Source organism: uncultured Eudoraea sp. (assembly GCF_947258525.1).
Taxonomy (GTDB): domain Bacteria; phylum Bacteroidota; class Bacteroidia; order Flavobacteriales; family Flavobacteriaceae; genus Eudoraea.
In genome coordinates this window covers 1-13,195 of record NZ_CAMYIP010000089.1, presented here as the reverse complement: position 1 = coordinate 13,195, position 13,195 = coordinate 1, and the positions used below count along the sequence as shown (strand labels likewise).

9 protein-coding genes and 2 pseudogenes are annotated in these 13,195 nt (G+C 38.7%); 2 read left to right on the top strand and 9 right to left on the bottom strand.

The annotated features are described in order from the left end of the window. Positions 1-265: 265 nt before the first annotated feature. From Q0X89_RS07025 to Q0X89_RS07010, 4 genes are all read right to left on the bottom strand, one after another. Positions 266-970, bottom strand: a complete 705-nt coding sequence (locus tag Q0X89_RS07025) for a hypothetical protein (protein WP_297692533.1) — start codon at positions 968-970, stop codon at positions 266-268. A gap of 226 nt (positions 971-1,196) precedes the next feature. Further along, complete coding sequence (locus Q0X89_RS07020; protein WP_297692531.1) at positions 1,197-1,571, bottom strand: hypothetical protein; 375 nt, start codon at positions 1,569-1,571, stop codon at positions 1,197-1,199. Positions 1,572-1,696: 125 nt separating this feature from the next. Then, on the bottom strand, positions 1,697-2,503 hold the full coding sequence (locus Q0X89_RS07015; RefSeq protein WP_297692529.1) for an SDR family oxidoreductase: 807 nt from the start codon (positions 2,501-2,503) through the stop codon (positions 1,697-1,699). Beyond that, positions 2,500-4,776 (bottom strand): M28 family peptidase, encoded by a 2,277-nt coding sequence (locus tag Q0X89_RS07010; RefSeq protein ID WP_297692527.1) that lies wholly within the window; start codon positions 4,774-4,776, stop codon positions 2,500-2,502. The genes Q0X89_RS07015 and Q0X89_RS07010 overlap by 4 nt, the downstream gene beginning before the upstream one ends. A 118-nt stretch (positions 4,777-4,894) precedes the next feature. Here Q0X89_RS07010 and Q0X89_RS07005 point away from each other — a divergent pair, with 118 nt between their 5' ends. Then, positions 4,895-5,365, top strand: a complete 471-nt coding sequence (locus tag Q0X89_RS07005; protein WP_297692525.1) for a CBS domain-containing protein — start codon at positions 4,895-4,897, stop codon at positions 5,363-5,365. Between the two features lie 37 nt (positions 5,366-5,402). Here the strand turns inward: Q0X89_RS07005 and Q0X89_RS07000 are convergent, their stop codons facing one another. The 5 genes and pseudogenes from Q0X89_RS07000 to Q0X89_RS06980 all read right to left on the bottom strand — a co-directional run bounded on the left by Q0X89_RS07000 (position 5,403) and on the right by Q0X89_RS06980 (position 12,838). Next, complete coding sequence (locus tag Q0X89_RS07000; protein WP_297692523.1) at positions 5,403-5,765, bottom strand: hypothetical protein; 363 nt, start codon at positions 5,763-5,765, stop codon at positions 5,403-5,405. A gap of 234 nt (positions 5,766-5,999) precedes the next feature. Then, a complete protein-coding gene (locus Q0X89_RS06995) occupies positions 6,000-9,146 on the bottom strand; it encodes a glycosyl hydrolase (RefSeq protein WP_297692521.1) in 3,147 nt (1,048 codons plus the stop codon). Positions 9,147-9,177: 31 nt separating this feature from the next. Further along, on the bottom strand, positions 9,178-10,131 hold the full coding sequence (locus Q0X89_RS06990; protein WP_297692519.1) for a DUF6807 family protein: 954 nt from the start codon (positions 10,129-10,131) through the stop codon (positions 9,178-9,180). 41 nt (positions 10,132-10,172) lie between these two features. Then, a complete protein-coding gene (locus Q0X89_RS06985; RefSeq protein ID WP_297692517.1) occupies positions 10,173-11,255 on the bottom strand; it encodes a serine hydrolase in 1,083 nt (360 codons plus the stop codon). A 9-nt stretch (positions 11,256-11,264) separates the two neighbouring features. Further along, positions 11,265-12,838 (bottom strand): annotated as a pseudogene (locus Q0X89_RS06980) (M20/M25/M40 family metallo-hydrolase). A 272-nt stretch (positions 12,839-13,110) separates the two neighbouring features. On the opposite strand from Q0X89_RS06980, the pseudogene Q0X89_RS06975 reads away from it, so the two are divergent. Then, positions 13,111-13,195 (top strand): annotated as a pseudogene (locus tag Q0X89_RS06975) (single-stranded DNA-binding protein); the annotation flags it as partial.

Below are 13,195 nucleotides of genomic sequence, written 5' to 3'. Positions count from 1 at the left end.
GGAAACCAAGAAACAGATTCTGGAAACTGTTAATCCATAGTTACATTTAATATTGGCCCATTTTCATTCTCCAAATTTATTTGGATTATGTTGAAAGTTTAAGGTTTTTTTCAAGACGTATTAGAAAGTAATCTTCATTAAATTCACTGAAGAAAGGCAGACTTTGATCTCCTCTTAAAGAAAATTAGATTATGAATCACTTGGTTGATAGAAATAAAAAAGCAGGCAATAGTTGCCCGCTTTAATGCTGTTCTTGCAAGATTGCCTAGTTCTGCTTTTCAGAAGATTCAGCTTTCCTGGATTCGAGTGCTTGTTTACTAAGACTTGCCAGATTAAAATTAGGATCAATTTTTAAGGCTTCATCAATGGTCGCAATTGCCAGGTCTATATCATCCTTATTCATATTATATTGGATAAGTCCTTTTAAATGCAAAAAAGCTGCCTTCAGTTGTACTTCATATGGCTGCTGCCTTTCATAGAAGGCATATTTCATATCATCTTTAGCATTAAGAATACCATATTCAATATTGTCACTTGCTCCGGCATTATCCCCAATCTGAATTTTGAGATCTGCCAGTTCATATGCCAAATAGGCGTTTGGTTTCCTGGAATATAACACCTCAAACTGTTCAAGGGCTCTCTTAGGTTGATTTATAGCTTTTAAGGAAATAGCTTTTACCTGGACTGCAAGATCAGAATCTGTATCGTTCTTTTCAATTCCAACGGTGTTCAAAGCCTGCAGATGCTGATTGTTATTGGCGTATACATATGCTAGTGTATCTCTCCTTTCAATTGAAGGTGAAATTACATTCAGATGAGTCAGTGCATTGATAATACCGGCTATATCAGACTGTTTTCTCATTTGGGTATAATATGCCTCATAATGCTTCTGGAGCTCTGTGGAAGTCTGCGAGTATCCACTATAAGAATATCCCATACAAACCATAACAACAATTAAAAGTTTCTTCATTATCCTATAAATTTTGTGCGGCAAAATTAATACATTTTTTTTGGTCTTTGTATAAGGAAACTCTTAAAAGTGGTTCAGACGGGTATTTTGGATGTCTAAAAATTATTACTTAACCGGTCTTGGTTTACTCTTTTTGGCAATAGCAAGTTTGTAAATATTCAGGAATAATAAAAAAAGGATGCCTTGCAGCATCCTTATATAATGGTTGTCATTGGTTCTTGATTAGTTATGCGAGGACGAAATCTTCTTCTTTTTTGGTATAAGACTTTAATAGGCCCGCATAAAACGCAAGGCTCCTGTTATCACTGTCTATGCATGATTTTAGAAATTCGCATAAATTGTTAAAGAACAGGTTTGTGTATAAGGTGGGTAGTTTCAAATTGATCTTTTGTGGATCATAATCCTTTTCATTCATTACAATATCCATTGCTATTCTTTTCCTATGATAATCAATAGAGACATCTGTGGCATTATAATGATTCTTAATAACAGCCCTGTGCAAGCTCTGAAAGTTTTTGGTCATCTGGCTTTTTGCACAACTGCGGGAGATGAGACTTTCCAGTTCCATTAAAATCCTCCCCTTTAATTTTGTTTTTTCCATGACATTTAGGGATTTAATGTTTACATAAAGATACTGAATATTGATAAAAAGCTGAAAATCAACGTCATAAATTAACCTTTTATCGATGTTTTTGTTGTAAAAGTGCGTATAACTGTTGTGAACTGCTAGTTAATATCGGTATAAAAATGAACGTTTTTATTAAGAAAATTCCTACTAATAATTATTTTCCCACTTTTATTGTATCCAGAGGTCAAATATTGGGGTCTTGGAAGTGAATTTTTGTCCGCCATATGGGAATAATAGTCTCTTTTCAAAGGGTGATCCGGGTATACGCCGTTAAAGATTTGATCCCACCAATTGTTTTCTAACACCACCTTAATTAGATGAATACAATCATCTAAATGTATCAGGTTTACTGGTTCGTTTCCATTACTTAGCTCTTTTTTGCCGGATAGCATTGTTATGGGATGTCTTTTTGGTCCTATGAGACCTCCAAATCTTATAATGCTAGATTGAATGGTTTTGTCTTTTTGAAAGATCTTTTCAACTTCAAGCAGTTGTCTTCCAGATTCAGTTACAGGCATGGGAACTGTATCTTCAGTTACCTCGCCCTCTGCTGTTCCATAGACAGAAGTGCTACTTATAAATAGTATTTTTTTTACACTTGATTTTCCTATTTTATCGTGCAAAAATTTCATCTTGAGAACATAGTTCTCATTGTTGTTGCCTCTGAGCTTTGGCGGTACATTAATTATAAGGACATCCAGCCGGTCCAGTAATTCTGTTATTGAGCCTGTTATCCCATCCGGTCCCAAAATAATCAAATAAGGCGTTATGCCTGCCTCCTCCAAAATTGGGAGTTTTAAGCTATTGGTAGTACTCCCATATACCTGATAGCCGTCTTGAATCAGAGATTTAGCCAAGGGCAACCCCAGCCATCCACATCCAATTATTCCGATTGTATTTTTCAAAATTTAATTGTTTTAATCAATAAAACGGCATCATTTAAAACAAAGGGCATTGGAATGTATTCTTCTGCTCTTTGCGGTACTGAAAATGAAGGATTATCAAGCAGATCATTGGAAGCTTCGTACAGTGTTAGTTCTAATGATTCTTCCTCGGGAATACTCAATTGTATTTCCGTATAATCATTATTACTTATGAAATGTGTTATAAGTTTTCCCCCTTTCCTGTTTGCCAGGTAATAATCAGAAAGTGCAACATTATTTATTTTAGCTTCCAAAATTCTTGATTCATTTGTAAAGACATCCAATCTGTTTACATCTCGTTGAGGGCTAATACAGAATTCCAGTACACGCTTCCCCCCAATCAGCGTATCCTGTATTACTTCAACTTTTGGAGGTAGTATTTCTTTTATTGGGGCGTCTGCCACATAACTGAAACCCGTGTTGTATTTACTGCTAATAATAGGAAGACTATCGGACCTTTTTTTATTTTCACCCAGATATTGGGAGGTCCATGAAGATAGTTCATTTTCATAAGTAGCCCATTGTGCCCTATTTTTATCAGTATTTAGTATATACAAGAGACTTGTGGGCTCGGGATTTTCGCTATTATGACTTGAGTATAAATGGCCAGATACCATAAAACCAAGGAATAAAAGGAAAAACAAAGAGGCGATTCTATTCTTATGTTTATAAGCTCCAAAAACCGGATAGAGCAATAAGAAGGTAAGGGTTGTTAAAACGGTAGAAGTTACCAACATTTTTAAACCTAATCCCGTAGGAAACATTTGAATAAACGGAGCATACAGCCAAATGGCCGGAAGTGTCAGAGCCACTAAAAAATAAGGATTTGATTTCTCCTTCTGAAGACTGATTAACAATGACCCCAAAAGCGCATATATTGGTAGTATAAAATAACTTGCGCCCGGTAAATAAGATGCTAACCCCCAACAAATGGCTAACCAGATGATGAGCGGAGCGACCAACAGACTCGGAATGGATATCTTCCTATATCTGTGATAAACCAAGAAACAAGTACCTATAGAGAAAAGTACAAAAGCAATTATATACTTGTGTCCGTTGTATGTAAAGCCATGTAAAATATCATTATAATGAGGGTAAATCCAGTTTAATACCGACCAACCATACCATCCAACAATTCCGTTTATAGCCAATACAAATAAGAGGGGCAGGAATCCTATACCAATTTCTTTTAGATTTAAACGCTTCATTTTAAAACCGTAAAACAAGAGTGCAAATGTTAAGACCAAAGCCAAATAGAACATAGGCCAAATCCAGTCAAAAGGGTATGAAATAAGCTTGAATAAGGGTACATTGAAATAGATAGAATCGTTTAAACTCTTTAGGTCGGTCAGATCTGTCTGACTGAAATGGTGCAAGAGTGGCATTACATAACTTCCCTGATGCGCCAGGGAATTACGGTCTAGTCTTTCATAAGTATCAAGGGCTGTATGGTAGTCATAATGATCATCAAAAAAGGCGAAATTAAAGCCTTCAATATCTCTGTCTTCCCTAAAAACAGTAAGATCTGTGTCATTTGGAAGTAATTTATAAATACTATATGCCAGTGAGTTTGCCACCGGAAAATCAGGGTCTGCCAGGGTAAACTCTTCAATCAGCTTTTCATTTCCCCGGTTTGTCTCAATTAGCATATAGGACTGGCCCCCACTGCCCCTTGCTTCGAAATTCAAAACTAAACCTACGTCTTTCGCCCAGGGATGACTATTTACAAATAAGTCGGCACCGTTAAGTCCTAATTCTTCTGCGTCAGAAATGAGAATTAGGATATCATTTTTAGGAATAGTTTCACTTGCCAAATAAGCCCGGATACCTTCCAAAATAGTTGCAACACCGCTAGCTGCATCACTTGCTCCCAAAGAAGAATGCGGGCTGCTGTCATAATGTGAGAGCAACATAAGGGCTTTTCCTGGCTGAGAGCCTTTTATTCTGGCAATTATGTTCTCTGCTTTGCTAAAATTATTCCAATCTCCAATAGTATATCCTTTCTGAGTTGTGGTTTCTAAACCCATTTGAGACAACTGATCAAGAATATACTTTTTTACTGTTTCATGAGCGTCAAAACCTACGCCATGTGGCTGTTTAGATATGGCTTCAACATGTTTTAATGCCCTGTCTGTAGAAAAAACAGTGGCAGGTTCGCCCAAATCTGACTTATACTTGGGCATAACAGTATCGAAACTCAGGTAAATAGCCAATAAAATCAGCAGAAAAGAGAGTAAATGGACAGAATTCTTCATAATTCAGAATTGTCGGATAAAAGTATAAAAATCTGATACTTTAGCTCATTTTAGCGAATATTTTTAATACTTATGCCAGAAATATGTATATTTAAGATTAAGCAAAATTTGAAAAGGTATGGGAATTAAGAGTTTTATGGGCCGAAGAGCTAAAGAAAGATCCAAAAAAGAGTACGATGCTCCAATTTTGGTTGAGGATTATATGAGCAGGAAGTTAGTGACTTTTAGTCCTGAACAATCCATTCTTGAGGTCATGGAGTCATTTGCAAAACATCATATTTCCGGTGGTCCTGTAATGGATGACAATGGTTTTTTGGTTGGGATTATATCTGAAGCAGACTGTATGAAGCAGATTTCTGAAAGCCGTTATTTTAATCAGCCTATCCTCGATAAAAGCGTAGAGCGTTTTATGACTAAGAATGTGGAGACCATACCACACGATATGAGCATTTTTGATGCTGCAGGAGTCTTTGACAGACACAATAGAAGAAGATTACCGGTTATGAAAGATGGACTCCTTGTAGGTCAGATTAGCAGAAAAGATATCGTAATTGCTGCTCTTAAACTCAGTGGTGAGAACTGGAAATAGCCCATTTTCTAGGTCTTAGCTATTTTAAGGGATATTGCTATTCGCGTTTAACTATCATGTAATAATCATTATCCAAGGGGAGATAACCAAGGTCGTATACAAAGTAATAAGTAGTACCTTTTTTTGTGGTATACAGATTGGTTATATACTCAAAATCGAAACCTTTATCCATTAGACGTGTCTTGGTTGTGCGTGTTTTACCATCCTTTAGGTTAAAACTATCCAGGACCCTGTAGTTTTTTCGAAGTCTGTTATTAATATTTCTTACCAGGTTTTTGCTATCCTTATTGAGCTTATTATTATACGCATTTCGGCAATAGTCCGAGCAGTATTTTTTATCCACACGGCCTTTAATTATTTCTCCGCATTCAAGACACTTTTTTTCTTGCTGATGTTCCATGTTTGACAAAAGAAACTGCCACTCCATTAGATGTTACGAGTAAGCTAGACTACTACAATATCGTATTTTCCAAGCAACCCTACAACTCAGTCTAGTGAGAATTTAGGTTTCTTAAGTCGATTTTGCTCAGGTTGGCTTGTTTAAAGTCGACTTAAATTACTTTGCACTTATATTAGCGAATATTTTTAAGTGATACTGTAAAATTTACGCCGGAGGATGAATAGAGTACAGGCCTTAATCCTTTAGGATTATTGCAGGTAATCCCAAATCTATATACATCTTGTTGTAGGCCGCCATCTCTGTATTCACTATGGCTTTCTTTTCATCTTCAAAGGTTTTCCAATCATTCAAAAGATCAGCGAGCCTCTGTTTGGCGCCTTGTGTTACCTTTGGATCTGAACTGTCTACAAAACCTTTCAGATGCATTAATTGGGCATTGAGTTGGTTGTTATAGTTAATGACATCCTGAAATGTTTTCTGATTGGGCTGGATAAGGTTTTGTTCCCAGCTGTCAATACGCTTAATTAATTCCTTTCCTTTTTCCAGGAGATCTGCTGCAGTTTCATTTTCTTCAAGCAGCTCTTCATAAGTCTTCAATTGTTTTTTGGCCGATCGCATTTTTGTAACGGATTCGTGAATATTTTTAATTGTATTTTCTATCTGGTTCAATACAGATTGTTGTTCATCAAAATCAGACTTAGAGGCCTTTACTTTTGGGTTTGGAAGAATGCTTACTTCTGTTTCAGCCACTTCTTCTTCTAAAGACAATCGCAGAACATAGTTGCCGGGAGCTACATGGGAACCTGAATAATTTCCATAAACAAATACTTTATCCACGGCAGGGAGTGTTTCTTTTCGGAAATCCCATGTAAATCTGTTATAACCTTTTTTGGAAGGTAAGACCGACGGTTTAGAGGGTCCACCAGGCCACGACTTAAATTCTTTTTGGCTTTTGTTTGTAATAGTCCTGATTACCTTTCCATTATGAAGCACTTTCAATTCCAGATCCAGGCTATCCGAATCCTTATTCAGATAATAATCAAAAGTAACTCCTTGCTTAGGATTTTGACCCAGACCGGGAACCGGTTTGTCAGAACTTCCGCCAAAAAGTAAATAAGTGTCTTTGGGTTTAAAGATAGATAGCGAAATATTATTCACCGAAGTATTCTGAATTGCCCCAAGATCATCTAAAACCCAAAATGATCTTCCTGCAGTAGCGGCTACCAAATCATTATCCTGAATTGTGAGGTCATTTATGGGTACTACCGGCAAATTTAACTGGAAACCGTGCCAGTTTAAACCGTCATTAAAAGAAATATACAAACCGGTTTCAGTACCAGCATATAAAAGACCTTTTCGCTTGGGGTCTTCGCGAACTACACGCACGAACGTGTGTTCATCTGTAAGGCCTCGTACTATTTTAGACCAGGTTTTACCATAGTCAGTGGTTTTGAATATGTAAGGTTTTAAATCCATAAACTTATACCGCATGACCACGGCATAAGCGGTAGCCGCATTATGTGGAGATACCTCTATGCTGTTCACTATGCCTTCAGCCATGCCTTCAGGCGTCACGTTTTCCCAATTTTCTCCACCATCTTTGGTTATATGAATAAGGCCGTCATCACTTCCGGCCCATAACACGCCTTTTTCATGGGGTGATTCCACCAGGTACATCAGGGTATTATAATTTTCTCCACCTGCCGCTTCATTGGTGTAAGGACCGCCTCCGGGTCCCTGTTTGCTTTTATCATTTCGAGTGAGGTCGGGACTTATTACGGACCAATTAATACCTGCGTCTGTAGTTTTGAAAACTACGTTTCCAGCATGATAAATAGTATTTCTATCATGTGGTGAACTTATGATAGGGGCATTCCAGTTATAGCGAAATTTAAAGCTTTCGGGGGCATTACCCAGAGCCAATTCCGGATATTCCTTAATTGGTTTGCCTTCCCTGGATGCCCTGACCCATTTTTCTATAATCCCCTGATAACAACCACCAAAAACAATTTCAGGATTGTCAGGATCAAAAGCCAGATAGGCACTTTCACATCCGGCAACGGAGTACCAGTCTTTCCAGTCTATGCCCTGATCATTAGTTCTGCTGGCAATTGCAATGGCAGAATTATCTTGTTGACCACCATATATATTATATGGTACCAGGTTGTCTGTAATAACCCTGTAAAACTGTGATGTAGGCTGATTTTGTTGTGTACTCCAGCTTTTACCACCATTATTAGAAACATTGGCGCCCCCATCGTTGGAATTTATCATTTTACGATTATCCAGTGGGTTTATCCACAAATGATGATTGTCTCCATGTGGCGTTGGCACCTGACTAAATGTTTTGCCGCCATCAATAGATTTGGTTACCGGGGCATTGCAAACATATACGAGGTTTTCATCCTGAGGATCTGCAAATATTTCCATATAATACCAGGATCGTGCAATATTTATACGGTCCGTATTCACCTGGCTCCATTTTTTACCTGCATCATCAGACCTGTAAACGCCACCCTTTTTTCCTTCGGCTTCCAATACCGCAAAAACCCTCTCCGGATTCGCCCGTGATACAGATATCCCGGCTTTGCCAAATTCTTCGGGTAGCCCATCTTTTAATTTATTCCATGTAGTCCCGCCATCTGTTGATTTATAGAAGCCGGAGTTTTTACCACCGGATTGCATGGTCCACGGATATCTACTGTGTTCCCAGACTGCGGCATAGAGAATTAATGGGTTTTTCATATCCATTGACAGGGAAGAGGCCCCTGTTGTCTTGTTTATAAAAAGAACTTTCTCCCAGCTGGCACCACCATCTTCTGACCTGTAAATCCCTCTATCTTCCGAAGGGCCGTATTGAGCTCCCTGAGCTCCTATAAAGATAATGTCGGGATTTGTGGGATGTATTACCACGTCTGATATATGGCGGGTTTTATTCAGGCCAATATGCTTCCATGTCTTTCCGGCATCCGTAGATTTATAGACCCCATCTCCCATGGAGGTCATTACCCCTCGGGCAGCGTGTTCTCCCATGCCCACAATAACTATATTTGGATTGCTTTCCGAAACAGCAATCGCACCAACAGTTCCGGTTTTTAAAAATTTATCTGAAACATTCTTCCAGCTAATTCCATCATCTGTGGTTTTCCAAATCCCACCTCCGGTAGTGCCCATATAGTAAGTCATAGGCTGGCCAACTACCCCACTACTGGCTACACTTCGACCACCTCTGAATGGCCCAATATTTCGCCATTTCAGGCCATGATATAAAGAGTCCTGAACTTCGAAAGGAGCGGCAGAGGTTTTGGTTTTGCGTTTTTGGGCCTGAATGCTTACAGGAAACAAGAGCAGGCAGAGGAGAAATAGTTGGATGTTTTTCATAATAGAAATTAAGGAGTAAGATAATAAATGTTTAGTTCAGTTCTTTGTAGATTTTTTGTATCTCCGGTCCAGTCATTTTTCCCTCATAAATCAGGAGGCTATATTTTAATATAGTTGGATTTGTGGTAGAAACAGCGACACTATTTCTTCCGGGATAGACACAATTTTGCATACTTTCTTTTTCTCTTAAGATCCAATTTGCTTTATCCCCGGGAGAATCAGGATGAGAGAATATGGTAATTCCCGAACCGTTTTTGTTATTGGTCAATGACCCAAAAATATTTAGCCATTTGCCGGCCTCAACGGCAGTATTTTGAGCTACAACCTTACCTGTAAGGGATGAAAATTGGATATTTTCAGGAAGTTTCATTCTTAAGGAAAAACCTCCATAGCCTTTTTCATCTTCTGAACCACCTATTTTCAATTTTTTTTCAATAGCTAATAGTGCTATTTCAAATCGTACTATCCGATAATTGTCCGCCCGGGGATAAATACAGATTCTCGTATTTTCTAACAGGAAGGGTTTTTCATTTCCTTCCGGGTCTATCCATTGTGGAGATTTCCATTGTGTGGAAACAAAAAGGGTAAGATTTTCGCCGGATCTGGATATTTCAATATCCTTTATGTCCCATTTAAAATCTTTACATTCCCAGGAATCTCCTAACTTTTTATCTCCAATATAAACCTGATGCCATGCCCAAAAAACACCCCTATGATGGGGATGGTCCTGAGGAAAATCTTCAGTTAATACAGATCCGTCAAGACCATAGAGCGGATGGATATAGTTATTTCGCGAAAATTCTCCGTTGAGTGATTTTGGTTTTTTTTGATAAAAAAGGACGTTCTTAGCACCTTCTTTTATTTGTATTCCTGCCTCAGACTCCGTAAATGATAATTGCGCAATCCCGAATAAAGGCCATAACAAAAATCCCAGTAACCAAGGGTAAAAACATTTCAACTTAAAGTAAAGAGCTATTTTAATCATCGATAGCGCCAAATATCATCTGACGGAATTTCCAGGCGGTATTATCGTTTGTTGTGCCCTGGGTTTTCTTTCCAGATGTCACCAATTTGGTTGGCCATAATACTTCTGACAGTTGTTCTGCTCAATAACCTGACTCCGTTTAATTCGCCTTTATTTAAATACATTTGAAGAAAGGTGGCATAATCTTTTGCGGTACTGGAAAGACCTGCTCCACCGGAAAAAAACCTTTTGGCGCCTTTGATAGGGTAATCTGTATCATAAAACGTAACCGGGTATTTTTCCCATACCTCGTCTACTTTATGCTGAACTGTTATCAGACGGTTATGTTTTGATTCCGGCAAATAAAACCAGGTGTCTGTCATGCCTAATGGATCGAAAATCCGGGTTTTCAGAAACTTATCAAAAGGTAATCCGGATACTACTTCAATAAAGTAGCCTAAGACATCAAGACCTTCGCTATAAGTAAATTTCTCACCCGGAGTATGGTGCAAAGGAAGGGCGGCTAATTTCTTAACACTTTCTTCTATGGAAATATCTTCAGTAGTAAAAAGATCTGTAATACCCGCCTTATGATAGATTGCTTTGAACCTTGGGTCACTGTCAATTACTCCATAACCTATTCCGGAGGTATGAGTAATTAAATGTCTTATAGTAATTTCTTTATCAGAGGGAACACTGGTATAGGTCGTATCTTTTTCATTAAAGGTATCCAGAATCAGGGCATTTTTAAATTCGGGAATGTATTTGGAAACAGGATCATCCAGTTTGAATTTTCCCTCTTCCCAGAGCATCATTACCGCCGTTGAAGTTATGGCCTTGGTCTGTGAAGCGATTCTGAATATAGCATCATTGTAAATCTTAATTCCCGTTGAATTATCGGCCAGGCCATAGGAGCTGTGGAAAACTATTTTTCCATCTCTTGCAATTAGCGCTACGGCACCGGGAATATCACCATCCTTAACAGCTTTTTTAAGCATGTCATCTATACGCTTCAGGCGTTTATCAGACATTCCAACAGTTGCCGGGGAAGCCGGAGTAAGATCTGGTGAAATTTTAACAGAGGGGGTCTGGGCAAAAACTATTGCCGCAAACATCAAACAAAAAAGGAAATTAATATTTCTCATGATTTAATTTTAATTTTGTCCGCCTGCCCTGTCGGGAGAGCGGGGTTTTGGCCATTCTTTTTGTATTCCTGTTTTCAGATTTGTTGGAAGTGCTGCCTTTTTCCTGGAGGTTTTTTCAGGGTCTTCGCAAGCCATATAAGCAAGGATTGCAGTAAGAATAGCATTGTTCCTTACATCGTCAAAAACAATTTTATCGTAAGTATCTAAATTAGTATGCCAGGTATAATCTCCATAACTCCAACTTAAGGAGCTTAATGAAAATGCAGGAACTCCCATAGCAATGCAGGAACTCCCATAGCAACAAATGAGGCGTAATCAGATCCTCCACTACCCGGAGATCCGGGAAATGTAGTTTCAATATGCCTGCGAATGTCTGTTGGAACGGCTTGCAGCCAATGGCCGAGATAATCATAGGAGTCCAGGAATCCTTGTCCGGAAATTTTAACGACACGACCTGTACCATTATCCTGATTAAATAGTGCCTGTAAACCTTTTACAACTTCCGGCCTGTCTTCAACAAAAGCACGGGATCCATTAAGCCCATGTTCTTCACTCCCCCAAAGTCCAACTATAATTGTTCGTTTAGGATCAGGATATATTTTTTTAAGGATACGTGCAGCTTCCATCATGGTAATAGTACCTGTTCCGTTATCAGTTGCACCGGTTGCACCATCCCACGAATCGAAATGGGCAGAAAGGACAACGTATTCTTTAGGGAATTTTGTTCCGGGAATAGTGGCTATGGTATTAAATGTGGGTACCCTTCCCAATTCTTTTGATTTGGCAACTACTTTTAATACAGGTTTTTGGCCATTCTCGGTTAGTCGGTATAACATTCCGTAGTCCTCAAGGGAGAGGTCTATTACCGGAATATTTTTAGTATCTGCACTAAATATTTTGTTGGCGCCAAAACCCTCGGACCAGTTGGATTGAATAATTCCTGCCGCACCCGCTTGTTCCAGCGCACTGTTTAGTGTAACCAGGTTATATCCGGTTTTTCTTATTTGTTGATACCAGGCCCTGGTCTGCGCTTTCCGTTCGGTTTTCATTTTTTCAAAAGATTCTTCGGTAGCAAACTCTTCCCAGTTGTAATCAGGACGACCTGTGGGTTGATTCATGGAAACGGTTACAAATTTTCCTTTCACATTAGGAAGCCAATTTGCAAAGTCCAGCGAATCTTCTGGTACCGGGAGGTTTATGACTTCAGCAGTTATCCCTGAATCTGAAGTGCCCGGACTCCATGCAAGCTGCATGCCACTAAGCGATACTACTCTGGGTGAAACCATGTCTACATGTGTAATACCGCGTTCCCAACCTCTCCAGGTACCCCATTCCTCCTGGCGAGCGTCTATTCCCCATTCCTTAAAAGTAGCTACGGCCCAGTCGTGTGCATTAGCCATCTGTGGTGTACCCACCAAACGAGGCCCTATAACATCCATTAGTTCATGTGCGAGTTGTTCTAATTGAGAATTTTCAATGGCCTCTTTCGTTATTTTATCCACTAATTCTTCGGTGGACTGGCCAATTAAAAGCGAGACATTTAAGAGGAGAAAACAAAAAAACAGCTGGAGTGTTCTTGGCATATTAATATGAATATATTAGGAAAAGTAATCTAATATAGGAATAATTGCTTTTATGAGGATAGTCATATTCTTAAATCATCCTTAGCTCCTTAACCAATACATTTATGTAACCATTTAAAATCTGTAGCTAAATACATACAAACGACTACAAACGATTACAAACGAAAATAAATACTTCCTAACCGAGTAGTGCCAAACGCCCGTTCTATGTTTGCAGTGTCGGAGAATAAGACCCGATAGTATTAACTGTTTAATCCTTAAAATTAAAAATTATGAACGCACTTAGAAACAAAGTACAGTTGATTGGAAACCTGGGGCAAGACCCTGAAATTGTTAACCTTGATAATGGTGGTAAAT

Bases quoted from the DNA above. Each gene is read 5' to 3' on its own strand.
- Q0X89_RS07005 (WP_297692525.1), top strand. From the start codon at position 4,895: ATGGGAATTAAGAGTTTTATGGGCCGAAGAGCTAAAGAAAGATCCAAA.
- Q0X89_RS06985 (WP_297692517.1), bottom strand. From the start codon at position 11,255: ATGAGAAATATTAATTTCCTTTTTTGTTTGATGTTTGCGGCAATAGTT.
- Q0X89_RS07020 (WP_297692531.1), bottom strand. From the start codon at position 1,571: ATGGAAAAAACAAAATTAAAGGGGAGGATTTTAATGGAACTGGAAAGT.
- Q0X89_RS07000 (WP_297692523.1), bottom strand. From the start codon at position 5,765: ATGGAACATCAGCAAGAAAAAAAGTGTCTTGAATGCGGAGAAATAATT.
- Q0X89_RS06990 (WP_297692519.1), bottom strand. From the start codon at position 10,131: ATGATTAAAATAGCTCTTTACTTTAAGTTGAAATGTTTTTACCCTTGG.
- Q0X89_RS06995 (WP_297692521.1), bottom strand. From the start codon at position 9,146: ATGAAAAACATCCAACTATTTCTCCTCTGCCTGCTCTTGTTTCCTGTA.
- Q0X89_RS07025 (WP_297692533.1), bottom strand. From the start codon at position 970: ATGAAGAAACTTTTAATTGTTGTTATGGTTTGTATGGGATATTCTTAT.
- Q0X89_RS07010 (WP_297692527.1), bottom strand. From the start codon at position 4,776: ATGAAGAATTCTGTCCATTTACTCTCTTTTCTGCTGATTTTATTGGCT.